We start from the raw sequence: 23,969 nt of genomic DNA on the forward strand, positions 1-23,969 counted from the left end.
ATGGTTATGCGTCCTGCGACGCGCCATCGGGTTTTGGCGTTTGCGGCGGGGATTGAGGGGAACTCATTTCGATCTTGATCGGGGCGTCGCCGCTGCGCAAATGCAGGTCGCGTTGCGGGAACGGGATTTCGATATCGTGTTCCTTAAAGGCATCCCAGACATTCAGCAGGATTTCACTGATGATGTTGCCCCGGCCATTTTGCGGATCATCGATCCAGAACCGGATTTCCAGATCAACCGAATTATCGCCAAACCCGCGGAAAAGGGTGTTGGGCCCCGGGTTTTCCAGAACGCGCTGGCACTTCGCGGCGGCTTCGTTGCACAGCTTGATTGCGAAATGCGGATCGCAGTTATAGGAAATGCCAACCGGGATTTTCAGACGCAGTTTGACGTCGGAATGGCTCCAGTTTTCGACCTGGGTGGTGATCAGGTCTTCGTTCGGGATCAGAAATTCGGTGCCGTCACGGGTGCGAACGGCGGTGTATCTGGCACCCAGCGACTGGATCCAGCCAAAAGTTTCGCCAATCGCAATGACATCGCCGGGTTTGATCGACCGGTCCAGAAGCAGGATCACACCACTGATCAGGTTGGCAACAATCCGTTGCAGGCCAAGCCCGATCCCGACACCAACCGCACCGCCAAACACGGCAAGTGCGGTTAAATCGACCCCGATGGTCGACAACGCAAACAACACCGCAACCGAAAGCAAAACAAGTTTCAGAAGCTTTGCCATCAGGACCTGAACCGAAGGGGTCAGGCGGTGGACTTTCTGAATGCGCTGTTCAAACAGGCGTGATGCAAATGATGCAACCCAAAGCAATACCGCAAGTGACAACACAGCCTTGATAATTCCGTAAACCGATACCCGGAATTCGCCGACCTGCATGGCCAGCCCGTCAAGGATTTCAATCGTCGGATCCAGCCATCCGACAATGTTCAATGCCGCCAGCCCCCAGGCAACCGCGGCAATGGTGCGCGACCACACCGGATCATTGACAATGGCAGCAGCCAGTCGAATGACGATCCAGGCATTCAGCAGGCTTGCAATCAGTCGAATGACATTGTGACGATATCCGGCCTGAACCGCGATGGCATCAAGCAGCCAGACAAACACCACCAGCAACAAGGGAAAGGCCAGATCGGGCAGAACATTGGCGAACCGCCGAAAGCCGGCATATTGCAAAAACGGTTTCCATTTTTGCAGCCGCGCCAACAGCTTTTCCAGACGCGAACGCAACAGCAATGCCGGAATGATCACCGCGACACAGGCGACAATCTGTATCAGGATCGGGATCAGCAATACATTGGCCGAAAGCCAGTTGATAGCCTGTTCAAGCCACTTTGCGTATTGGTCCGGATTGGTGAATTGTTCCATCATGCCCTGATTGCTGTTTGGTCTTTTGCCAACTGAACGGGGATCCAAAATCCTTTGATTCCATATGGTAACACGAAACCATATTTACAGTCAGATGATTGCGGTCCAGGGCCGGCGGTTGTTCAGGAACAAGAAAAAAGCCGGCAAATGCCGGCTTTTGAAATGATGTTCAGCGTGTCTTGTAGGGATGCTTTTCTGACCATTCCCGGATGAAATCGATCAGTTCATCATCGCGTTCATCGGGAAGTTTCACCGTCAGATGCACATATTGATCACCGCGCTTGTTACCACGGTCATAGGGCGCACCCTTGCCGCGCAATCGCAATTTGGTGCCGCTATTGGCGTTGGCGGGAAGCTTCATATTGACCTTGCCGTCAATGATCGGCACTTCGATCGAGCCGCCAAGAATGGCTTCGGACAGGCTGATTGCCAGATCACAATGAATGTCATTGCCTTCGCGACGGAATGTCTTGTCCGGATGGACATGCAGCTTGATCAATGCATCACCCGGTTCGCCTCCATTCATGCCGGCCATGCCCTGACCCTTGAGGCGCAAGGTCTGTTCATCTTCGCTTCCGGGCGGGATGCGGACTTCAAGACTTTTGCCACTGGCAAGATTGATGCGTTTGGTCGTTCCCAGAATGGCTTCGGCAAAATCAAGGCTCAGCTCATAGGAAATATTCGGGCCTTTGACTTTCTGGGGTTTGCGTTCCCCGCCAAAGCCGCCGAAACCGCCACCACTGCGCCCGCGTCCCTTGCCGAATATCTCGTCAAAGATATCCTCGGCATTGGCGCCGGAAAAGCCGAACGGATCACCATTGCCGCCGCCGCCGCCAAAACCGCCGGAACGTCCGGCGCCACGTGCGAACGGGCTTGTTTCGCGGCCTTCGGCATCGATTTCGCCATTGTCGAACTTCTTGCGGCGTTCGGCGTCACCCAAAAGGTGATAGGCGCTTGATACCTTTTTGAAGCGTTCCTCGATTTTAGCGTCGCCGGGATTTACATCGGGATGGAGTTCGCGCGCCAGCTTGCGATAGGCTTTCTTGATTTCTTCCTGACTGGCGTTTTTTGAAACGCCAAGCGTCTTGTAGGGATCTTGCATGTCCAGACCGGTTGTAAAAACAAAAAGCACGTTGGTTCATTATTAGATCATGATCGGTGAAATATGAACCTTATTCGCGATCAGCAAGTCCTGTTTGCATGTGTCTTTTCAGATGTCGGAATGCGAAAAGGCGACGCCAATCAGACTGATTGCGCCGCCTTGTTCGGTGTTTTGGCCAGACGGCCAGATATTGATCAGTTCACAACTTGCCAACTGCCATCCGGTTTGCGGCAAGCGGTGCCATAGGCGGTTTCTTCCTGGCCGCCGATCATGACAGTCTGTTGATATTCGCGGCAATATTCCTGGGTCTTGGGTTCCTGATAGGTGCGGGTCGGGGTGACCGTGCCCTGAACACCGGTATCGGGGTTCTGCCAGGTGGAAGTCTGACCTGTCGGGGTCGCTTCAAGCGTCCGCTGCGTGCTTTGCGCCATGATGGCCCGGTCCGCGTTATCAAGCGAACGGCCGACCTCGCTACCGATGAAGGCACCGGCAAGCGTACCAAGTGCGACACCGACCAGCTGGCCTTTGCCTTTACCAAACTGCGATCCGGCAACCGCACCGCCAACAGCCCCAAGAAGGGTGCCAGCCGTCTGCTTCTGGCCCTGGTCCTGGGCGCAGCCAGCGATAAAGGCGGTCATGACGACCGGAATTACGATATGACGGAATTTCATGTTTGTTTTGCCCATCTTGTCTTTACGGTCCCAACCGATATGCTTTGCGTATATATGTTAATCAAACGATGCGTCTGCCACCGATGTTCCGAATAAGTTGCGCAGAAAGGCAACTAATTCACTCAGCCGAAGGAATTCTTTTCCCAATGGACGAAAAAAATACGCCAAAATTTGGGCACGAACCCCATGAAGCGCCCTTTGAACAGTTTCAGTCATGGTTTGACGAGGCCAAATCTGCGGAAAAGGCCTATCCGGATGCCATGACGCTGGCGACTGCCGATGCACAGGGGCGGCCATCAGCACGGATTGTCCTGCTTAAGGGGTTTGATCCACGCGGGTTCGTTTTCTACACCAACTATGAAAGCCGCAAGGGCAGTCAGCTTGCCGAAAACAGCTATGCCGCGCTGTGTTTCCACTGGAAGACACTGGAAAAATGCGTCCGCATCGAGGGCAAGGTATCGAAGGTTGATGGTGCTGAATCGGATGAATATTTTGCATCCCGCCCCCGCGGCAGTCAGCTTGGCGCCTGGGCATCGATCCAGTCGCGCCCGATGAGTGGCCGCTTTGATCTGGAAAAACGGGTGGCGGAATTCACCGCCAAATTCGGCCTTGGCAAAGTGCCGCGCCCGGATCACTGGGGCGGTTTCCGTCTTGTCCCGGATCGCATTGAATTCTGGTCCGAAGGAAAATTCCGTCTGCATGATCGCAAACTTTATACCCGTGATGCCAACGATGCGGGCTGGGACATCGACAAGCTGTTCCCATAAGCCAGGCGGGCCGTAACGGATAAAACAAAACGCACAAGGTCAGATGACTTTGTGCGTTTTTCTTTGGCAAGCATGTGCGTCCCGACAGGTCAGGCTTTGTCTTCGGGCGGGCAGAAGATTTCCTGTAAAATCACGATCACCTTCATGATGTCGGGGTTGGCCAGCGAATAATAGATCGTTTGGGCTTCGCGACGGGTTTTCACCAGTCCTTCGCGGCGCAAACGTGCCAGATGCTGTGACAGGGCCGATTGTTTGATGCCCAGTTCGTTTTCCAGCGTGCCGACCGACTTTTCCTGATCCCCGAGTGAGCACAGGATCATCAGGCGCCACTCATTGCCAAGGGTTTTGAGAAATTCCGCTGCTTCGCGGACATTCTCCTGGAGTGCTTCATAATCCATTCGCCAGATGACCCATTCAAAGTTCTGTGTGTGTGTTCGTCCGATGTTGTGCTTTTGCGATTTTTAAAGGACGAAATTTTTGGTTCGATATTGAAACCGCCATCGTAATCACAACCATAGATGATACAATCATTTTATGTGTTAGGCTTAATGAAAAACGGGATCGGGCCTTTGATATGTGTAACAATGGCAATCACATAGACCGAAGTTTGATCTTGAACAAAGAAATGGGCGGCCAAAAGCTGCAAACTTGACACAGACCTGAAAAAGGCCGGGCTCGGCTTTCGGGTCGCTCGGTTATCAAACTGACTGGCGGGAGTGTGTACTATGGCAATACGAACAATTCTGGCACCGGTAGCAGGGACTGCCATTGATGAACGGGTGATGGAAACGGCCTTTCGGATGGCCAAGCGATTTGACGCCCATCTTGAGGCGCTGTTCGTTGCCGCCGAACCGCAGGACGCCATCCCGATCGTTGGCGAAGGCATGTCGGGTCTGATCATCGAAGAAATGATCCGCGCTGCTGAAAACGAAACCGAAAAACGCGAAGTCAGCGGCAAGGCATCGTTCGAGGCCGCAGTTAAGGCATCGGGTGTCGAAACATCCGATACACCATCCCGGGAAACCAAGCCGACCTGCGCCTGGCGCAAGGATAGCGGCCGCGAAGATGAAACCGTTGCCCGCCGCGGGCGGCTGTTTGATCTTGTGGTGATCGGTCGGGATCCCAAGGAAGCATCGGCGTCGCTGACCTTTGATGCCGCGCTGATGGAAACCGGGCGCCCGATCTTGGTCGCGCCGGAAACAGCCCCGGCAACGGTTGGCGAAAAAGTCATGATCGCCTGGAATGGCGGGGTCGAAGCCGCACGTGCCGTGACTTCGGCCATGCCGCTTTTGCGCAGTGCCAAGGAAGTGACAATCGTCAGTATCGGCGATGTCCCGTATGGCCGGGCCTGTGGCAAAGCATTGGCCGAGCAGTTCCGCTGGCACGGAGTCGAAGCCAGGGTCGTTGACAATACCGAAACGTCAAATGTGGCTAATGCCTTGATTTCCGAGGCGGAAAAATGCGGTGCGGATACGATTGTTCTGGGCGCTTACAGCCATTCGCGCTTCAAGGAGATGATCCTTGGCGGTGTGACCCAGGATATGCTGGCGAAATGCACCTTGCCGCTTTGGATTATGCACTGACGCAACGGTCATCTTAACCATATGATTTCGCGGCGCTAACCGGCAGTTTCGCGTTCGAGAAGGAAGAAAGGCGCATCTTGATGCGCCTTTTTTTGTTGCACTCGCGAACAATTCGCGACAGGGTTACGGAAATCTTACAAAGACGAAACCCCGATAAACGAGGCGTTTCGCATTGAGGAAGAGAAACGTCTGGCAGGGGAATTCCCATGTTATCATTGCGCGATGTCATTGATTTCGCAGCCATGTCCGAGGATCTGGCACATGAACTCAACAACCCGAAGGTCGGTCTTCCCGATCTTGGCGCCGTTGTTGCGGGCAAGGCCGGTCTCGCTTCGGATATGTGTGGATGCGGTGCAGCGCCCTGTGCGGCAAATGATGTTGATCTCGACTAGTCCTGCCGGGATGTAAGCGTTGATCGAACCCGTTTGCGGGTGATCCTATTTCGAAAACAAATCAATCTGATTGCGATCCGGGCCGGATGTTTGGGGCCCCGGTGTTTCTTCGTGCCGGGCCAGTATGTGGTCGGGCAACGGGCCCAGCATGTGACCAAGATCTTCAAAACCGATCATCGGGTCCAGCCACGGTGCGATATGATTGGGGCCGATAATCGCGGGCATGCGGTTATGAATATGGGCAATGGCGGGTGACGGTGCGCAGGTAATGATGGTGGCTTCGCGTCCATTTTCGAGTCCTGCGAACAGAAACGGCAGATGATCGGGCAGGGTGATCCGGTTTTTGTGTTTGGCCGTGCCATCCTTGCGCCATTCATACCAGCCCGTTGCCGGGATCAGACAGCGGCGTTCAAGCAGCGGGCGAAAGGTCGGCTTTTCCCGAAGGGTTTCGGCGCGCGCATTGATCATCGGACTGTTCAGGCCGGGCACGGTCAATCCCCAGGATCGTATCACAACTTTTTGACCGGGCAGGATGACGGCAATCGGGTCTGTCGGGCGGCGTGTGCCCGTCAGCCCTTCAAACGCGGCATCAAGATCATCTGAAACGTCATCTCGGAGCTCATCATTGGCATTGGCTGTGCGGTTTTCATCCTGCATTGCCATACGCCGGATATCTTCCATATTCAGCCCAAGCTGAACCTGAAAAGCCCGAATGTCGCTATTAAGATCAAATCGACTGCACATATCTTTTCACCGATGCCGTGGCCCGATAATAACGGCTATTGCATGCCATGCCAAACAGCGTGACGCTGTGAAATGTGCGATGTGCTGTTAAAAAATTGATCTTTTCCGGGCTTTTGCTTCAATGGTTTGCTGTGGCAATGCTATAAGAAGGCAATCACCCGTCAGGCCCGATCAGGGCCGGGCCGGTGAAGATGCCCCAGTCGCGAAGTGAGCAGAATAAATGACCAGTAGCGCCCCGAAAACAGTTGTCCTGACAGGTGCCAGCCGAGGCATCGGTCATGTCACGGTTGGATATTTTGCCCGGCGTGGCTGGCGCGTGATTTGCTGTTCACGTGAAGCGCCGCCGCCAAGCTGTCCGCGCGATCCGGCACAGGGGATCCACATTCGTGCCGACCTTTCCAAACCCGAAGATGTCGAATCCTTTATCGCACAGGCCAACGAAGTTCTGGGCGATGATCCGCTGCATGCGCTGGTCAATAATGCCGGGGTGTCACCAAAGACCCCCTATAAGGAACGATTGGGCTGCCTGAACGGGGATATCGGTGCCTGGCGCGATGTGTTCGAGCTTAATTTCTTTACGCCGCTGACACTGGCGCGCGGTTTTGCCGCTGCTTTGCACCGTGGCAAGGGGGCGATTTGCAACATCACCTCGATCGCCGGGCATTATGTGCATCCGTTTGCCGGATCGGCCTATTCAACGTCAAAGGCGGCCCTGTCCGGGCTGACCCGTGAAATGGCGGTGGAATTTGCCGAACTGGGCGTGCGGGTCAATGCGGTGGCACCGGGCGAAATCAAGACCGACATGATTTCCCCGGAATATGAGGCACTGGTGCCGCGTATCCCGATGAACCGCATGGGAACCCCCGAAGACGTGGCCGCAGCAGTACATTATCTGGTCGGCGATGACAGCAGTTATGTCACGGGAACCGAAATCTTTGTCACTGGCGGTCAGCACCTTTATTAGGTGCTGACATGACGGTGCGCGAAGAAGGTCAAGTCATTCAGATCATGTCATAATGTCTGAACGGGCCGGGGCACGACCCATCTGCGTTGGCTGTGTCAAACAGCGCGCGCAAGTCCTGGTACTTGTCGTCGGTGTCTAGGCAGACGGTTTGATATCGAATGCCGGATCGTAATCGACATTGCCGGTCGGGACGTCGTTGATCAGTGGCCGGGCCATGAAATATTCGTCAGGCACCCCGTCAAGCTTCAACCCGGGCAGGGGGGCAAAGCCAAACCGGCTGTAATAATTGGGTTCCCCCAATACCACACAGCCGCGCGCGTCATTGGCACGCAGATGACGAATGCCGCTTTGGACAAGTTCGGAACCGATTCCCATGCCTTGCCGGTCCGGGGTAACGGCCACCGGTCCCAAACCGTACCAATCGCAATGCACCCCGTTGATGCGAACAGGCGAAAAGGCAATGCAGCCGACCAGTTCGTCGTCTTCTTCGGCAATCAGTGAAAGTGTCAGATTGCCGCTTTTTCTGAGTGCATCAACAATCAGATGTTCGGTTTGTTGGCTATGAGGGGCCGTTTCAAAAGCACTGGCCAAAAGCGCATTAATTGCCGCGAAGTCTTTTTCGGTTTCTTCACGTATCAACATTTTCCGTCCCTGCCTGTGACGTTTGACCGGCTTCCTGCTGGTCTTCAGTCACGACTATAACGGGAAAATGTCTCAGGCCAACAGGCTTTTCAGCCAGTCGCGCTTTTGTTCAAGTCGTTTGACTTCCATTTCAAGCCAGCCGGTGAAATTTCCGGCCTCGTTGGAATGCTCTTCGCGAAGGGCAAGAACACGGTCAAGATCAAGCTCGCAGACATCCTGAAGAATCTCGATCTGTTCGGCGCGGACATCGTCATCAAGAAGATGCAGAAAACGCATTTTGAGCGCCATGATCAGACGGGAAAGTTCGCCCGATGTATCGCGCAGGTTGCCCTGCATCAGTTCGACGAATTTTTCATGGCCCGCTGTCGTCAGGCTCAGTTGCGCGTCGGAAAATGATCCGTTCGCGGTGTCTTCCTTGACCAAACCTTCAAGTTTCAGAAGCTGAAGCGAGCTTCCCATCATATCAAGCGACGGCCCCATGATGTGGGACATGAAATGGCGCACGGAATTGGCCAGATCGGCATAGCTGATCGGTTTGTCCGAAAGGGCAAGGGTGCCAAGCGCGCAAAGTCGCAGACATTCTTTGGGAAGCAAGGTTCTATCCGAATACATGATGCGGTCCCTGTGTGATAACGGGCCCGACGTTAACGCGAACGGTTCTTAATTGCAAGTTGGATTTTCCGTATCGAAACGGGCAACCCGCATGCAGACCTCAATATAGAACGCACGCGTGCGAAAGCAAATGTCGGACATCAATCACATAGCGGTACGGGCCTGCATTTTGACCGGATCACGAAAAAGGCCGGGGCAAATGCCACCGGCCTTTGTCATCTGGTCTGTCTGGTGTCTCAGGCAGCCTTGGAGATACCGAGCTGTCCCCAGACCGTCAGAAGCGAGTCGATCAAATGATCAATCAGCTCGTCATCATGAAGCGGGCCGGGGGTAAAGCGCAGGCGTTCGGTGCCGCGCGGAACGGTCGGGTAATTGATCGGCTGAACATAGATGTCATGTTCAAACAACAGGCGGTCGCTGGCTTCCTTGCACATGGCGGCATCGCCAACCATCAGCGGCACGATGTGGCTTGGCGCGTCCATGACCGGAAGGCCTGCTGCACGCATCCGCTGACGCAGGGTTTCTGCACGTTCTTTCTGGGCCTGGCGTTCCGCATCGCTTTCCTTGAGATGACGGACGGAAGCAAGCGCACCTGCCGCAATGCTTGGCGGATGGGAACTGGTAAAGATAAAGCCGTTGCCGAAGCTTCGCACGAAATCAACGATTTCGGGTTTGGCCGCGATATAGCCGCCAATCACGCCAAAGGCCTTGGCAAGTGTGCCCTGGATGATGTCGACACGGTCCATGACGCCATCGCGTTCGGCAACACCGCCGCCGCGCGGGCCATACATGCCAACCGCGTGGACTTCATCCAGATAGGAAATGGCGTTGTATTTTTCACAAAGATCAAGGATCTGCCCGATCGGGGCAATATCGCCATCCATCGAATAGACCGATTCAAAGGCAACGATCTTGGCACGTTCGGGGCCGATATCCTTCAGGATCGCTTCAAGATTTTCGACATTGTTATGTTCCCAGATCCGGCGTTCGGCCTTGGAATGGCGCATGCCTTCGATCATCGAATTGTGGTTTTGCGAATCCGAAATGATCACGCAATCAGGCAGCTTCGAACCAAGTGTCGACAGCGTCGTCCAGTTCGCAACATAGCCCGACGTCATCAAAAGTGCGGCTTCCTTGCCATGCAAATCGGCGAGCTCCTGCTCAAGCGCGACATGAAGATGGTTGGAGCCGGAAATGTTTCGGGTACCGCCCGCACCGCCGCCCTGGCCGGTGATGGCATCCTGCATGGCGGCAAGCACCTTGGGGTGCTGTCCCATGCCAAGGTAATCGTTGGAACACCAAACAGTAATTTCACGCGGGGCGTCACCATTGCCCGGATGGTACAGGGCCTTGGGGAATTTGCCGACAATACGTTCAAGGTTGGCGAACACGCGATAGCGGCCTTCTGCTTTCAGGCCTGACAACGCGTCTTTGAAGAAGTTGTTATAATTCATCTTTGGTTCTTTCGCCTGTCTCTGTGTGACCAAGGTGGCTGGTCACAAAGCTCTGTCAGCGCCCCGACCTGATCATGAATCCGGACGATCCGTCTTTTGACCGGGGCTTGATTGTTCCCTTATCGGACATGGCAACCGATCGGGCATTGACCCTTGTCAAAAATTAAAGCGATTCCAGTTTTGTTTGGAACCGTCCGAGCAGAGAAGGTGTTTCGTCTCTCGTTTGTCGATCTTGCCCAAGAGGCGTCCCGTATCGTCAAATGCGGACGCGCCCCGTCTCAATACAGTTCCCAATTTGGGCCTATTGTCTTCATTTGGCAAGGATTTGAACGTATTTGGCCGCACAATTATATTGATTTTAGATATAGATAAAATCGATCAAATGTCCGGGTGTGTTTGATGGGATTCTATTTATCGCCGTGACGCCAAAATTGTCACTTGCAGTCGTGGAACAAAAAATCCCGCGCAACCATACGTGTCGCGCGGGATTTGAATGTCATTCTGGCGGGATCAGCCCGCTTAACGGGACGCGTGCCAGGCAGTCAGGCCGGCCTCGACCGCGTCAAACATTTCGTGGATCTGCTGTTCGGTGATGATCAGTGGCGGGCAGAAGGCAACGGTATCGCCCAAGGCACGCAGGATCACACCCTGTGCAAGGCAGGCCTCGGCAACCGCCTTGCCCGCCGCGCCATAGGGCTCGAACGGCGTTTTCGCGCATTTGTCCGCAACCAGTTCAAACGCCCCGATCAGGCCGCGCCCACGGGTTTCGCCAACATGTTCGAACTTGTTAAGGTCTTTAAGCCGTTTCTGGAACGGTGACATGACCGTGCGCACATGTTCGATGATGCCGTCTTCTTCATAGATCCTGAGCGTTTCAAGCGCGACTGCTGCCGCCACCGGATGACCGGAATAGGTAAATCCGTGGCCGAATGTTCCGACCTCGTTCGAACCCTTTTTGACCGCCTGATAAATCTTGTCATTAATGAACAGGGCCGAAATCGGCTGATAGGCCGATGACAGCTGTTTGGCGACCGTGATCATGTCGGGTTTGAGGTTGAAGGTTTCAGTCGCGAACATGCGACCGGTACGGCCAAACCCGCAGATCACTTCATCGGCAATGAACAGGATGTCGTATTTTTTCAGGACGTCCTGGATCTTTTCGAAATAGGTGCGCGGCGGCACGATGACACCGCCGGCCCCCATGATCGGTTCGGCGATAAAGGCACCGACGGTTTCGGGGCCTTCGGCCTGAATAAGATCTTCGAGCTGTTCGGCAAGGCGGGTTGCGAAATCTTCTTCCTCTTCGCCGGGCTGTGCTTCGCGCCAGTAATGCGGCGTTTCGGTGTGAAGAATCCGGTCAATCGGAAGATCAAACAGTTTGTGGTTGCCCGGAAGACCGGTCATCGACGCCGCGGCAACCGTGACGCCGTGGTAACCTTTCTTGCGCGAGATGATCTTTTTCTTTTCGGGCTGGCCGATGGCGTTGTGATAGTACCAGACCATCTTGACCGCAGAATCCGTTGCCTCCGAGCCGCTATTGGCAAAGAAGACCTTGGACATCGGCACCGGGACGATTTCCAGAAGCTTCTCGGCCAGATCAATCGCCGGGTTGGTGCTTTTGGACGCAAAGGTGTGATAGTAGGGCAGGGTGTTCAGCTGCTTGGTGGCGGCTTCGACCAGGCGCTTTTCACTAAAGCCGAGCGACGCACACCAAAGGCCAGCCATGCCTTCGATGATCTTGCGGCCGCTGTCATCGATGACATAAATACCGTCGCCGCCGGTAATGATATGCGGGCCGGTTTTTTCATGCGTGACCAGATTGGTATAGGGATGCAGATAGCTTGCGACATCGCGGCTTGCATCCGAATTCCCCGGGACGGTCGGATTGACGTTGGTGGCGTCGATGGTCATTTCGAACCTCTTAATTCTTGATGTGGGACCCTGAAACCCGAAAGCTGTTCATCGCACTTTAAGCTTACCGGTGTGCGGCGCAACTCTTTCCTGATCAGACCGGTCTGTTCGTGTTCGGTTCGGGTCACAAAACAACAAAACCGGTCAGATCGACTGACCGGTTTTGTGTGGTTTCTGTGTCAAACGTGATGATGGAAGATCAATGCGACATCAGAACCGGAACCGTCATGTGGCGCAGAAGATGCTGGGTTACACCGCCCATCATCAGTTCACGCAGGCGCGGGCGGCCATAGGCCCCGCAAATCAGCAGATCGATGCTCTCATCTGCCGCACGTGACAGCACCAGATCGCCAACACTGATACCCGATGCATTCATGGTTTCATGGCGCACCTTGATGCCGTGGCGTTCAAGACGCGCGGTCACATTCACACCGGGTACCGGCATGGTATCGCGTGCACCCTTGTTCGGGTCGGCACACAGGATAAGCGCGGATTTCGCACCTTCGAGGATCGGCATGCTGTCATTCACGGCACGGACGGCCTCGCGATAGGGTTTCCAGGCCACCATCACACGTTCGCCGATCGTATCGAAACGCCCGACATAGGGTACGACCAGAACCGGTGCGCCCGATGTCAGAATGACCTTGTCGGGCATGTCCGATGCCGAACACGGATCGGAACTTTCAGGATCATGCTGACCCATGATCGTCAAATCATGGTGACGGGCATACATGGCAGCGGTATCGGCAATTTCCGATGCCGCACAGGCTGTCTGCTGCCAGCTAAAGGCAATACCGGCTTCCTTGCAGGTATTTTCGAATTCCTTGCGCGCATCATTGGCGGTTTCGGCCATGGCTGCGCGCTGCTGGGAGATAATTTCCTCGGTGATCTGAACTTCCATGAAGCGCGGAATTTCGGCATAGGGCAAAAGAAACAGACCCGTAAGGTGGGCGTTCTGTGCCTTTGCAATTTTCAATGCGACCGAAAGACGTTCCTTGCACGCTGGCGAGGTGTCGATATGAACAAGAATATCCCGATACATTGGGCGATCTCCGTTGGGTGAAAGACGTGGCGCAGACCAGAACGGTGCCAAGCCCGACAGGCCATAACGTCATGCCAACCAAGATATCGGGGTAATCGGAAGTTTTCTTTGTTCTATCTCAAATTGCAGGTCATTGAGGATAAAAGATCTTCAACCATCAACTCCGGGCTGGGTCATCGGGATGACCTTTTCCATCGAAGGGGCGGTGTTGTTGGCGGGCGGGGTGTCCATAACCGGTTTCATCGGTTCGCTGTCCTCGATCGCCGGCATGGCAGACGATCCGGACGGGCCGGGCGAGGGCATCTGCATATTGTTGCCCGACATCATCGACAAAGTTTTGTGCAACTGCTGGGACAGTGTTCCCCAATTGGTCTGAAGCGTTGCACAGGCTGCACTATCGCCTTCCTGAACGCAGCGTTGCGCCATGCGGTCAAGGATGCCAAGTGCTATGCGTGCTTCGTCGATCTGTTTTTGCTGAATCTGGTCAAGTGCCTTGCGATTGGCGTCTTCCATCATCACCAGATTGTCCTGGCCCTGCGGTTTCGCCGCCATGCCAGACGGGGCCGCCGGGGTACGAGATATACCGGATGGTGCGCCCCACGGCGTGACAAGGGTTTGGGAATCGTTGGTGACAGTGACCGGTTCCTTGGCCTCAAGCAAACACCCGGACAAGGCAAGACCCATTGCAATCATGGTCAGGCATTTGGCCGTCTTGTGCGTCGACATGCGTTGCTCCTTTGACCGTCGGGCGATCGCCCGCATCGCGTCATCTGTTGTCCCAAGGCCGTCACAGTTGGTGCTATGACTTTGCTTTTGCTTGGGAGCATATTGAACGTGGTTGTTAACGCTGTCCAGTCTGCGAGGATGAACAATCCATCATTGCGATGTTTGGTGCGCCGAACACCTAAGTCTGAGCAAGATTCAGCCGAGGATCATTTTTCAAGGACTTGCTGATCCAGCGCATGGTTTCGCGGATGCGCGAAATATGGCGCAGATCAGGATGGGTCAAAACCCAAAGCCTGTTTGCAGGAACATCAGGCAGCTTTGCCAGCAATTGCAAACCGGGCCGGGCAAGATCAGCAGGCAAACAGGCAAGGCCACATCCCGCATGTGCAAGTTGCGCCATGGCAATCAGATCATCTGTTCGATGTTTGTATGGTTTGCGAATATGTTGATCAAGCCACTTGAACGTCGCGTGACCCACAAGGTTTCCTGCACCACCGATGAACCTGTGATCGAACATCGTGTCTAGCCCGCCCGGTGTGTATTTTCCTGATGCGCCGTATATGCCCCATTCAATTGTTCGGACTTCGGTACCAACGAGATGGTCTGGCGGGTTTGCCGCAACGCGAATGGCGATATCTGCATATCGCTGTGTCATATTGAATTCCAGATTGCTGGCAAGCAATTCCACCTGAATTTCGGGCCAGCGTTGATGAAGTTTGGCGATGCAATCTGGCAAGAGAAAATATGAAAAACTGGTCGGGGCGGTTAATCGGACCAACCCGCCAAGGTCAGTATCGGCACCGGCAACATGAGTGCTGATGGTATCGAAACTATTCATGATCTGACGGGCGGGAACGAGCATTTCATTTCCCGTGTCAGTCAAGTGATATTGACCGCGTATTCGATCAAACAACCGGCTTCCTGTTTGCTCCTCCAGGGCGTGGATATGGCGAAATACCGTAGTGGTGCTTACCCGGATTTTCTGTGCTGCCTGTTCGAGATTTCCCGTTTCGACAATGGCAAGAAATGACTTGATGTAGTTCCAATCCACCGAATACTCCATTTCAAATTTGCAATTAAACACTACAAAATTGCCTATGTATTGCAAAATTGAAATTATCTACATTGGTCGACATACGGATTTCACCTTCATATGTCAGGAAAGAAAACATGATCGGATACACATCACTCGGCACCAATGACTTATCCCGTTCGGGCGCGTTCTATGACGCATTGCTTGCCGGCTTTGGTGCGCAGCGGGTCTTTGAGCAGCCGGACTTTATCGTTTGGAGTGCTAGCGAAAACGTCCCTGCGTTTTCGGTGCATGTTCCGTTTGACGGGAATGCGGCGACGGTTGGAAATGGCACGATGATCGCACTTTCAACAGCGTCGCGTGATCAGGTCGATGCGCTTTATAAAAAGGCGATCTCGCTTGGTGCGACGTCGGAAGGTGAGCCGGGTCAACGACATGAAAGCGGGTTTTACGCGGCCTACTTCCGCGATCCGGATGGTAACAAACTCAACATCCATCATATGGGCTAGGGCGATGATTGGTTGTGATGCTAAGGGCGATGAACTGATGACATCGTATCATTTGATCGGTCACCGGCTATGCCCCTATGTCCAGCGTGTCGCGATGGTTCTGGCGCAAAATGGCATTACCCACAAACGCACAGACATTGTCCTTGATGCCAAGCCGGACTGGTTTCTGGGGCTAAGCCCAACCGGAAATGTTCCTGTTTTGGTGGTTGATGATGGGCGGACCTTGTTTGAGGCCGCCGCCATCTGCCAATACCTTGAGGCAATAGCGGGTAAAAGCCCGTATGGGACGGATGCCTACGACCTTGCCTTTGCGCAGGGGACGGTTGCGATCGGGGATAAGTTATTATCCCTCACGGCAGATATTATTTATCGCGATCTGTCTGAAAACAGCTTCGATGCAACGATGCATCAGATCCACAAACAGATGTCGATTGTGTCCGGTCTTGTGTTGCCACAGGCCTTAGGCGCGGGCAAAGAGCTTTCGATGCTCGATATCGTTTTTGCGACGGTTTTTCGGCCTTTCGCCCTGATCGCGGTCGCGCTAAACCGGGATCTGTTTGCCGGTTTTCCCGGGTTGCGTGGTTGGGCAAGCGATTTGGCCAAGCACGAGACGGTCCGAAACGCAGTGCCCGCCACCTATTATCGGGAACTGCACGAGTTCATCGCGTGCAAGGGTGGATATCTGGCAAACCGTTTACGCATGATACCGCAAGACAACATTGTGCTTGCGCCACCAAGCTGATGACGTGATGCGCAATAAAGGCAATAAAAAACGCCCGCTTGGTTGAACCTGCGGGCGTTTTGTCTTTTGGGCTTGTTGCAGTTTAGTCGTGCTTGCCGCCATTGGCCTTGGACCAGCCGATCGGGTCGTTCAGGAAGGAACGAACACCTTCGATGGCTTCCTTGCTGAAATATTCGCCTTCTTCGGCAACGGCCAGAACATCGGCCCAGGTTGCCAGATAATGCATTTCGATGTCGTCTTTGCGCAGTTCATCAAGTGCGCCTTCGAAAATGTCATAGAAGAAAACGACAAAGGCATGTTTGCACTCGGCACCGGCTTCGCGGATCGCATTGACGAAATTGACTTTCGATGCGCCATCGGTTGCCAGATCTTCGACCAGAAGAACACGCTGACCTTCGTGAATGTCCCCTTCGATGCGGGCCTTGCGACCGAAACCTTTGGGTTTTTTGCGGACATACTGCATCGGAAGATCAAGGGCATCTGCCAGCCAAGCCGAATAGGGGATGCCAGCCGTTTCACCACCGGCAACCGCGTCGAATGCTTCGTAACCGGCGGCATCAGAAACCTGACGGGCAGCAAGTTCGATGACCTTGCGGCGCGCACGCGGGAATGAAATCAGCTTGCGGCAATCGATATAGACCGGGCTGGCCCAGCCGGATGTCAGGATATAGGCTTCTTCCGGGCGGAAATTCACCGCTCCGATATCAAGCAAAATCTTGGCAACGGTTTTCGCGGCATATGTGCAATGCGCGGTCGGATTGGCGTTGGTCATGACGAATGTACCCTTCTCGGATCGTATATTTGCCGACCTCTTAACGCTTTCTGCCAAAAAGCGCAAAGAAAAGCCGCTGACCATTTGGTCAGGTTTGCCGGTGTCACCGGCCGATCGGGTGTCTATGCCGGTGCTGATTTCTGCATGTCGTGCGTAATCTGGTATCACAAGCAGCAAGATTGATATTTCAAACATCAATATTATGGTTTAGTATCGGAATTATGCGCATTGAGTCCTTTGGGGCGTGTGCAAGGACGACGAAGACAAAGGTGCCGATATGATTACAGCCGGACAAATGCGGGCTGCGCGTGCCCTTTTGGGGATTGATCAAAAAACACTTGCCGAAATGGCGGGGGTATCGGTGCCGACCATCCAACGCATGGAAGCCAGTCAGGGCAACGTTCGCGGAGTGGTCGATACATTGTCAAAGGTGGTCACGGCCCTTGATCGTGCCGGTATCGAACTTATCGGTGAACAGGCACCCAGCACAGCCACGGGGCGCGGTGTTCGGTTAAAGGACCCGGTGTCACAGCCTGCCCGCGACGATAACGCGGTTTAAGAATGACGCCCTTGTTCAGGGCAAAGTCCATTGACGAATATTGCGGTTGCCCGGTTTTCTGAACGGGGAACCTTTTGTGCAATCACTGTCACGAGGTTGCCAGACACCATGAAGACAGCAACACCAAACAACGGCCGCGCAACCGGTCCGGGATTTGTGGAGCTTTTCACCCCGAAACTCATCACGGTTTTACGGGAAGGCTATGGTCTTGCGCAGTTGCGCGCCGACGCGATTGCCGGATTGACGGTGGCAATCGTGGCCTTGCCCTTGTCGATGGCCATTGCCATCGCATCGGGGGCAAGCCCGGCCCAGGGGCTTTATACCGCGATCATCGGCGGTATTCTGGTATCACTTCTTGGTGGAAGCCGTTTTCAGATTGGCGGGCCTGCGGGGGCATTTATTGTGCTTGTCGCGGCAACGGTTCAGCAACACGGGATGGATGGATTGTTGCTGGCAACAATCCTTGCTGGCGGGATGCTGGTTCTGATCGGTTTTCTGCGTCTGGGAACCTATATCAAGTTCATTCCATATCCGGTTACGGTCGGTTTTACGGCCGGTATTGCTGTTATTATCTTTGCAAGCCAGATCAAGGATCTTTTGGGATTGAAGCTGTCGGGGGCGGAGCCCGGACCGCTTCTTGAAAAATTGCCGGTCATCTGGGATGCCTTGCCCGGAACCGATGTGACCACCGTGGTCCTGTCGGGGCTTACAATCCTGATAATTGTCGGTCTCAAACATCTGCGGCCACATTGGCCCGGAATGCTGATTGCGGTGGCCTGTGCGGCAACGGCGACCGCCATGCTTGATTTGCCGGTTTCAACGATCGGCAGTGTCTTTGGGGGCATTCCCGGTTCATTGCCGGTGCCGTCGCTTCCGGAAATCTCGGTAACCAAAATACAGGCCGTTTTGCCCAACGCCATTGCATTTGCGCTGCTGGGCGCGATTGAATCTTTGCTTTCGGCCGTAGTTGCGGACGGGATGACAGGGCGGCGGCATCGTTCAAATTGTGAACTGGTAGCACAAGGTGTCGCCAATGTTGCATCGGGTCTGTTTGGCGGCATCTGCGTGACCGGCACCATTGCGCGGACCGCAACCAATGTGCGTTCCAAGGCACACGGGCCGGTTGCCGGGATTTTGCACGGGGTTTTCCTGTTGCTGTTCATCCTGATTGCTGCACCGTTGGCCAGCTTCATTCCGCTTGCATGTCTTGCCGGTGTGTTGGCGGTGGTTGCCTGGAACATGATTGAAAGACATGCGATCATCACATTGTTGCGGTCTTCGCGTGGTGATGCGGCTGTTTTGCTGACGACATTGTTGCTGACGGTGTTTCGCGACCTGCTTGAGGCGATTGTGGTCGGATTTGCTCTGGGATCGGTTTTGTTTATCCGCCGGATGTCCAATATCGCCGATGTCGAAAGCGACACGCCATTTGTTGCTGAAGACCGCGCAGACAGTCAGGTTTCAGTGCCCCAGGATGGAACCGCCTTGGCAGGCGATCCCGATATTGTTGTCTTTCGTATTTCAGGGGTATTTTTCTTTGGTGCGACGGCGGCGTTCGGATCGGTCCTGGATCGTATTGGTGATACGCGCCGGGCGCTTGTGATCGATTTTTCCGCTGTTCCATTTCTGGATTCAACAGCGGCCAATACGCTGGCCGGGTTGGTACAGAAGGTGCGCGGGCGCGGCGGGAATATCGTCTTTTGCGGGACAAAACACGATATCCGGCGTGACCTTTTTGTCCACGGGATGAAGCCGCCAATGGTACATTATGAAGCCGATATTGATCAGGCGGTCGCCTGGCTGAACAAACGGCTTGATCCCGTGGTCACGGCAAAAACCGAACTGACCGGCAAGCATCACGCCTGACGCCGACTGCGATGAAGTTGTTGTCTTATATTGGCAAATCGGTTGTTTCGGTTTATTCGGTATAGTTATACCGATTTAAGCTGTGCCAAAACAGCAAGCCCCAAAGGAAATGTCATGACCGACCAGACCGGATTGAATGTTGCCATTGCAGATGGCATCGCGACTGTCACCATTTGCCAGCCTGAACGCAAGAATGCGCTGACAAAGCCGATGTGGGGCATGCTTGCCAATATTACACAGGAACTTTCCGACGATCTTGATCTGCGCTGCATTGTCATTCGCGGCGGCGACGGGGTCGGGTTCGGCGCAGGGGCCGATATTCATGAATTTGTCCGCGAACGGGCCGGTTTCGAAAAAGCCCGCGATTACGGGTTGCTTCATGCCGAGGCCCTGCAAGCAATCCAGAATTGCACCCATTCGGTCATTGCGGCAATCGATGGCCCGTGCATGGGGGCATCGTTTGTGCTGGCGTCGGCCTGTGATCTGCGCGTTTCAGCGGATAACGCCAAATTTGCCGTACCGCCGATGAAACTTGGCGCGACACTTGGCTATCCGGAGCTTGAAATCATGCTTGATCTTCTGGGGGAGGCCGCTTTGTTTGAAATTCTTCTTGAAGGACAGGTGTTTGGTGCCGAACGCGCCCGCGAGATCGGCTTTGTGGCCCGTCACGTGCCGATTGCCGATTTTGATGCCGAAATCGACAAAACCGCCCGTCGTATCGCCGCTGGAGCACCGATCACCCAGCGCCTGCACAAGAAAATGATCAATCGCCTGCGTCAGGGCGGGGCAATTGACGCGCGCGAGTTTGACGAAGGCTATCGCGCCTTTGACAGCGCGGACTTCAAGGAAGGCTACACCGCCTTCCTCGAAAAGCGCAAAGCTGTTTTTACCGGCAAATAGGCCCGGCTTTACAGCGGCAGATCGGGCGTTAACGGAACGTCCGTGATACCGTAATCAATGCCCATCTTGTGCAATTCACTGGTGATTTGCGATCTGTGATGGGTTTGATGGTTAAACAGCTGCATGAGGAAAAGCTGGCGGGGCAGTTTGCGCTTGATCCCGTCCAGCCCCTGCAATTCGCGAATACCGTCCTGCCAGGCATGGTCATTGGCATCGACAAAGGCGCCGATTTCACGGTCGATCCGGATGCGCTGTTCTTTCAGATCGTCAAAATCATCAGCAACAATGGTGCGTGCATCATACGGGCCGGCCTGACCTGTCTTGAGGATGTCGAGAATACGCAGATCGATATAAAGAATATGGTTCAGCGTATTGTGGATTGATGCGAAAAACATGTTGCGATCACGGCGGCGTTCCTCGTCGCCAATCTGTTCACACAGATCAAACAGAACCGCATTCTGCCAACTGTTATAGGTCGCCATGCAGCGCCCGTAATCGTTGAAATTCATCTTTGCCATGGTTGATGGTGCTCCTTGGAAAGGTCTTAACCCGCTGCTTCGGTCGAGCGCGTTTCATGTAAATTCGCCGTGATTTCCGATGGTCGAGCCTCTGCGATGAAATGGACCATCACATTGGCAAAAATCCCGAAACCCAGCATGGACAAGGTCACCGGCAACAGGGTTCCGTCGTGGAAATGGCCGATCACCATGCCCGCCACCGCACCGGTTGCAAACTGGATGGTGCCCATCAATGCGGTCGCGGTTCCGCCAATATGGGGGAAAAACTGCATGAAGGATGCGGTCGCACTGGGCGCGGTCAGGCCGATCATCCCGACCGAAATCATCACCATGGGCACGACGCTATAAAGGCTTGGCTCAAAGACATTGATCGCCAGAAACAGTCCGATGACGGCTGCCAGCTGAATGGCGGTTGCGATCTTAAGGATCTGATGGAGTTCCAGACGTTTGAGCAACGGCGTGTTCAAGCGGTTGCACACCACAATCACCAGAACATTGGCACCAAACAGGTAGGGAAACTGGGCCGGGCTGACGCCAAAGAAATCGATATACATGAACGGGCTGTCGGTCAGAAAGCTGAACATCACCGCACTTGCCCCGGTATGGGTCAGCATGAAACCGACGGCACGCCGGGTGCGCAAGACTTCCAGATAGGTCCACCAGACGCGCCGGGTCGGGCCGGCATAATGCGGGCGGAACCGGGTGGTTTCAGGCATTCTGAACCAGACAACCCCCAGCATCAGGCTGCCATATACAATCAACAGAACAAAGATCGCCTGCCAGTTAAACCAGACCAGCAGCACCGAACCGACCGTCGGGGCGGCGAGCGGGGCGATCATCATGATCACTGCAATCAGGGCAAACATCTTGGCCGCTTCCTTGCCCTCGTAAAGATCACGGACAGATGCCCCGACTACGACAAGCGCAAAGCCACCCCCAATCGCCTGAACGAACCGCATGACATTCAGCGTTGCCGCACTGTCGACACCGGTAATGATCGCACTGGTCACGATATAGATCACAAGACCGCCAAGGGCGACCGGTCTGCGTCCGACACGATCGGAAAGCGGCCCGCCAATCAGCTGACCCAGTGCAAAGCCGATCAAAAAGGTGCTGATTGAAACTTCAACCGCATGGGTGGCGGTACCGAAATCGGCTGCCATGGCCGGGATCGCAGGCAAATAGGTGTCGATTGCAAACGGCGCGGTTGCAATCAGGGCTGCAAGAAGCAGGGCCAGACGTTTGGGATCGGGCCGGGTATCGGGCATGGACTTTGCCATATGTCTGCATTCCGTTTCATTAGGGGCGCTTAGGGCGCATATCCCTGATTGCCGGCGCAAGTCGCCATTGATTTGCCAATGCGTGGGGCGCAAAAGGCCGCGCACAAATGTGAACGCGGGTCACGGTCGGAACCAGGACAGGAAAAGGCAAATAAACGGCGCAACTTTGCGTCCGGGCTTGCGCGATTGTCGATCACGCCATCAGGGACAGCAACCTGAAACGATTGAAGAAAGATCATTATCCACAAGATCGCTGTTTTTTCCAAGCGCGACAGTTTGCCAGGTGCGGAATGGCAGCCATGCATGCGCATGCAAAAAGGGCGACACCGGTTTGCGGTGTCGCCCTTTGGAAGATCGGTTTCCGTGAAACGGGAATGACTAGTGGGTCATGATCCGTTCCGGTCCCATAAGGGTTGTCGGAAGCCAGGTCGATATGGCCGGGACATAGGTAATCAGGATAAGGAAGCCCAGCAGGATCATCAGCCAGGGCAGGGCTGCCTTGACAACCTTGAGCAACGGCATGCCCGTGATCCCGGATGTCACAAACAGGTTCAGACCCACCGGCGGCGTGATCATGCCGATTTCCATATTGACCACCATGATGATGCCCAGATGGATCGGATCAATGCCAAGCTGCATGGCAATCGGGAACAGGATCGGTGCCATGATCAGAAGAATGGCGCTCGGTTCCATGAAGTTACCGGCCAGCAACAGGACGATGTTGACCACAATCAGGAAGCCCCATGCCGGAAGTCCCCATCCGATGATGGTTTCGGCAATGGTGTGCGGGATCCGTTCAGACGTCAGGACATGGGCAAACAACATCGCATTGGCGATGATGAACATCAGCATGATGGTGACTTTGCCAGCATCCAGAAGAACGTGACGCACATCCTTGTCAAATGGAAGCAACGCCAGTGCCTTGCCCATTTGGGGAACGTTGTGGGCGATCAGGCTGCCGATGCTTTTATTGCCGTTTTCCGGGACCCAGGACATTTCCTTGATCGGGCCCATGTCACGGTAAAACAGCACGGCGACACACATGGCATAAAAGGCGGCAACTGCCGCGGCCTCGGTCGGGGTGAAGACCCCGCCATAAATGCCGCCCATGATCAGCAGCACAAGCAACAGCCCACCAGACGCCGAGAACAGGGCACCACCCCATTCGGCAAGTGACGGACGCGGCTGGCTTGGCAGTTTCTTGATGCGTGCAACGATGTAAATCGCAATCATCAACATCAGGCCGACCATGATGCCCGGAATGACCCCGCCCAGGAACATGCGCCCGACCGAAACTTCGGTCGCGGCCGCATAGACCACCATAACGATGGATGGCGGGATCAGGATGCCAAGTGTCCCGGCGTTACAGATCACACCGGCGGCGAAACTTTGCGGATAACCTGCGCGCACCATGCCGGCAATCACGATCGAGCCGATGGCGACCACGGTTGCCGGGCTTGATCCCGACACAGCAGCAAACAGCATGCAGGCCAGAACCGATGCCATGGCCAGACCACCGGGGAACCAGCCCACGGTATCAATGGCAAACCGGATCAGACGGCGGGCAACCCCGCCGGTCGAAAGGAATGCCGATGCCAGAATGAAGTAGGGGATGGCAAGAAGGGTGTAATGTTCCATCCCGCCAAACAGCTTTTCGGCCAGCGTGGCAAGGCTGTCATCGCCAAACATCAGAATGGTCGCAAGCGAAGAAACACCAAGCGAAATGGCGATCGGTGCGCCCAGTGCCATCAAGCCGAACAGCAGGATAAACAGAAATGCGATAGTCATGAAAAATGTCCCCCGCG

Annotated in this window: 25 protein-coding genes; 9 read left to right on the forward strand and 16 right to left on the reverse strand. The window is 54.6% G+C overall.

Annotation, left to right across the window (positions count from 1 at the left end):
- Positions 1 to 4 precede the first annotated feature (4 nt).
- The 3 genes from SIB88_RS09930 to SIB88_RS09940 all read right to left on the reverse strand — a co-directional run bounded on the left by SIB88_RS09930 (position 5) and on the right by SIB88_RS09940 (position 3,148).
- Positions 5 to 1,378 (reverse strand): mechanosensitive ion channel family protein, encoded by a 1,374-nt coding sequence (locus tag SIB88_RS09930; RefSeq protein ID WP_412557966.1) that lies wholly within the window; start codon positions 1,376 to 1,378, stop codon positions 5 to 7.
- A gap of 166 nt (positions 1,379 to 1,544) precedes the next feature.
- On the reverse strand, positions 1,545 to 2,477 hold the full coding sequence (locus SIB88_RS09935; protein ID WP_412557967.1) for a DnaJ C-terminal domain-containing protein: 933 nt from the start codon (positions 2,475 to 2,477) through the stop codon (positions 1,545 to 1,547).
- A 194-nt stretch (positions 2,478 to 2,671) separates the two neighbouring features.
- Complete coding sequence (locus tag SIB88_RS09940; protein ID WP_101248070.1) at positions 2,672 to 3,148, reverse strand: RT0821/Lpp0805 family surface protein; 477 nt, start codon at positions 3,146 to 3,148, stop codon at positions 2,672 to 2,674.
- A 146-nt stretch (positions 3,149 to 3,294) separates the two neighbouring features.
- Here SIB88_RS09940 and pdxH point away from each other — a divergent pair, with 146 nt between their 5' ends.
- Positions 3,295 to 3,915, forward strand: coding sequence for a pyridoxamine 5'-phosphate oxidase (pdxH, locus tag SIB88_RS09945; RefSeq protein WP_068518180.1), 621 nt, complete (start codon positions 3,295 to 3,297; stop codon positions 3,913 to 3,915).
- An 89-nt stretch (positions 3,916 to 4,004) separates the two neighbouring features.
- On the opposite strand, the gene SIB88_RS09950 is transcribed toward pdxH, so the two are convergent.
- A complete protein-coding gene (locus tag SIB88_RS09950) occupies positions 4,005 to 4,313 on the reverse strand; it encodes an ArsR/SmtB family transcription factor (RefSeq protein WP_068518179.1) in 309 nt (102 codons plus the stop codon).
- A gap of 327 nt (positions 4,314 to 4,640) precedes the next feature.
- Here SIB88_RS09950 and SIB88_RS09955 point away from each other — a divergent pair, with 327 nt between their 5' ends.
- Positions 4,641 to 5,498, forward strand: coding sequence for a universal stress protein (locus tag SIB88_RS09955; RefSeq protein WP_101248020.1), 858 nt, complete (start codon positions 4,641 to 4,643; stop codon positions 5,496 to 5,498).
- Positions 5,499 to 5,704: 206 nt separating this feature from the next.
- Positions 5,705 to 5,890: a hypothetical protein gene (locus SIB88_RS09960; protein ID WP_101248021.1), complete on the forward strand. Its 186-nt coding sequence runs from the start codon at positions 5,705 to 5,707 to the stop codon at positions 5,888 to 5,890.
- Positions 5,891 to 5,935: 45 nt separating this feature from the next.
- Here SIB88_RS09960 and SIB88_RS09965 read toward each other — a convergent pair whose 3' ends face one another.
- Complete coding sequence (locus SIB88_RS09965) at positions 5,936 to 6,634, reverse strand: SOS response-associated peptidase (RefSeq protein ID WP_412557968.1); 699 nt, start codon at positions 6,632 to 6,634, stop codon at positions 5,936 to 5,938.
- Between the two features lie 220 nt (positions 6,635 to 6,854).
- Here SIB88_RS09965 and SIB88_RS09970 point away from each other — a divergent pair, with 220 nt between their 5' ends.
- Positions 6,855 to 7,598: an SDR family NAD(P)-dependent oxidoreductase gene (locus SIB88_RS09970; protein WP_068518176.1), complete on the forward strand. Its 744-nt coding sequence runs from the start codon at positions 6,855 to 6,857 to the stop codon at positions 7,596 to 7,598.
- A 135-nt stretch (positions 7,599 to 7,733) separates the two neighbouring features.
- Here SIB88_RS09970 and SIB88_RS09975 read toward each other — a convergent pair whose 3' ends face one another.
- The 7 genes from SIB88_RS09975 to SIB88_RS10005 form a co-directional block, all read right to left on the reverse strand.
- Complete coding sequence (locus tag SIB88_RS09975; protein WP_206927310.1) at positions 7,734 to 8,240, reverse strand: GNAT family N-acetyltransferase; 507 nt, start codon at positions 8,238 to 8,240, stop codon at positions 7,734 to 7,736.
- 72 nt (positions 8,241 to 8,312) lie between these two features.
- Complete coding sequence (locus SIB88_RS09980; protein ID WP_412557969.1) at positions 8,313 to 8,834, reverse strand: hypothetical protein; 522 nt, start codon at positions 8,832 to 8,834, stop codon at positions 8,313 to 8,315.
- A gap of 254 nt (positions 8,835 to 9,088) precedes the next feature.
- Positions 9,089 to 10,306 carry a 5-aminolevulinate synthase gene (hemA, locus tag SIB88_RS09985; protein ID WP_412557970.1) on the reverse strand — a complete coding sequence of 406 codons (1,218 nt, stop codon included), beginning with the start codon at positions 10,304 to 10,306 and terminating at the stop codon, positions 9,089 to 9,091.
- A gap of 519 nt (positions 10,307 to 10,825) precedes the next feature.
- On the reverse strand, positions 10,826 to 12,217 hold the full coding sequence (locus SIB88_RS09990) for an aspartate aminotransferase family protein (RefSeq protein WP_101248025.1): 1,392 nt from the start codon (positions 12,215 to 12,217) through the stop codon (positions 10,826 to 10,828).
- A gap of 199 nt (positions 12,218 to 12,416) precedes the next feature.
- Positions 12,417 to 13,259, reverse strand: a complete 843-nt coding sequence (locus SIB88_RS09995) for a universal stress protein (RefSeq protein WP_068518171.1) — start codon at positions 13,257 to 13,259, stop codon at positions 12,417 to 12,419.
- Positions 13,260 to 13,409: 150 nt separating this feature from the next.
- Complete coding sequence (locus SIB88_RS10000) at positions 13,410 to 13,985, reverse strand: hypothetical protein (protein ID WP_412557971.1); 576 nt, start codon at positions 13,983 to 13,985, stop codon at positions 13,410 to 13,412.
- 178 nt (positions 13,986 to 14,163) lie between these two features.
- Positions 14,164 to 15,093, reverse strand: coding sequence for a LysR family transcriptional regulator (locus SIB88_RS10005; protein WP_412557972.1), 930 nt, complete (start codon positions 15,091 to 15,093; stop codon positions 14,164 to 14,166).
- A 62-nt stretch (positions 15,094 to 15,155) separates the two neighbouring features.
- Between SIB88_RS10005 and SIB88_RS10010 the strand changes: the two genes are divergently transcribed.
- Together SIB88_RS10010 and SIB88_RS10015 are read left to right on the forward strand one after the other, a co-directional pair.
- Positions 15,156 to 15,527, forward strand: a complete 372-nt coding sequence (locus tag SIB88_RS10010) for a VOC family protein (protein WP_101248027.1) — start codon at positions 15,156 to 15,158, stop codon at positions 15,525 to 15,527.
- Complete coding sequence (locus SIB88_RS10015) at positions 15,454 to 16,269, forward strand: glutathione S-transferase family protein (RefSeq protein WP_412557973.1); 816 nt, start codon at positions 15,454 to 15,456, stop codon at positions 16,267 to 16,269. Before SIB88_RS10010 ends, SIB88_RS10015 begins: the two co-directional genes overlap by 74 nt.
- Before the next feature lie 82 nt (positions 16,270 to 16,351).
- On the opposite strand, the gene SIB88_RS10020 is transcribed toward SIB88_RS10015, so the two are convergent.
- Entirely contained in the window at positions 16,352 to 17,041 is a 690-nt protein-coding gene (locus tag SIB88_RS10020) for an orotate phosphoribosyltransferase (RefSeq protein ID WP_101248029.1), read from the reverse strand.
- Between the two features lie 244 nt (positions 17,042 to 17,285).
- On the opposite strand from SIB88_RS10020, the gene SIB88_RS10025 reads away from it, so the two are divergent.
- From SIB88_RS10025 to SIB88_RS10035, 3 genes are all read left to right on the forward strand, one after another.
- Positions 17,286 to 17,600 (forward strand): helix-turn-helix domain-containing protein, encoded by a 315-nt coding sequence (locus SIB88_RS10025; protein WP_233433177.1) that lies wholly within the window; start codon positions 17,286 to 17,288, stop codon positions 17,598 to 17,600.
- Between the two features lie 108 nt (positions 17,601 to 17,708).
- A complete protein-coding gene (locus tag SIB88_RS10030; RefSeq protein ID WP_412557974.1) occupies positions 17,709 to 19,466 on the forward strand; it encodes a SulP family inorganic anion transporter in 1,758 nt (585 codons plus the stop codon).
- Between the two features lie 114 nt (positions 19,467 to 19,580).
- Entirely contained in the window at positions 19,581 to 20,366 is a 786-nt protein-coding gene (locus tag SIB88_RS10035) for an enoyl-CoA hydratase/isomerase family protein (RefSeq protein WP_412557975.1), read from the forward strand.
- Positions 20,367 to 20,374: 8 nt separating this feature from the next.
- Here SIB88_RS10035 and SIB88_RS10040 read toward each other — a convergent pair whose 3' ends face one another.
- From SIB88_RS10040 to SIB88_RS10050, 3 genes are all read right to left on the reverse strand, one after another.
- The gene (locus tag SIB88_RS10040) at positions 20,375 to 20,884 is read right to left on the reverse strand and encodes a DinB family protein (RefSeq protein ID WP_114112635.1); all 510 of its coding nucleotides are present in this window, start codon (positions 20,882 to 20,884) and stop codon (positions 20,375 to 20,377) included.
- A gap of 26 nt (positions 20,885 to 20,910) precedes the next feature.
- The gene (locus SIB88_RS10045) at positions 20,911 to 22,164 is read right to left on the reverse strand and encodes a multidrug effflux MFS transporter (protein WP_114112634.1); all 1,254 of its coding nucleotides are present in this window, start codon (positions 22,162 to 22,164) and stop codon (positions 20,911 to 20,913) included.
- A 378-nt stretch (positions 22,165 to 22,542) separates the two neighbouring features.
- Positions 22,543 to 23,952 carry a TRAP transporter large permease gene (locus tag SIB88_RS10050; protein ID WP_412557976.1) on the reverse strand — a complete coding sequence of 470 codons (1,410 nt, stop codon included), beginning with the start codon at positions 23,950 to 23,952 and terminating at the stop codon, positions 22,543 to 22,545.
- Positions 23,953 to 23,969 lie beyond the last annotated feature (17 nt).

The sequence above is a fragment of the Thalassospira sp. MIT121401 genome, from assembly GCF_047125595.1.
Classification (GTDB): Bacteria; Pseudomonadota; Alphaproteobacteria; order Rhodospirillales; family Thalassospiraceae; genus Thalassospira; species Thalassospira povalilytica.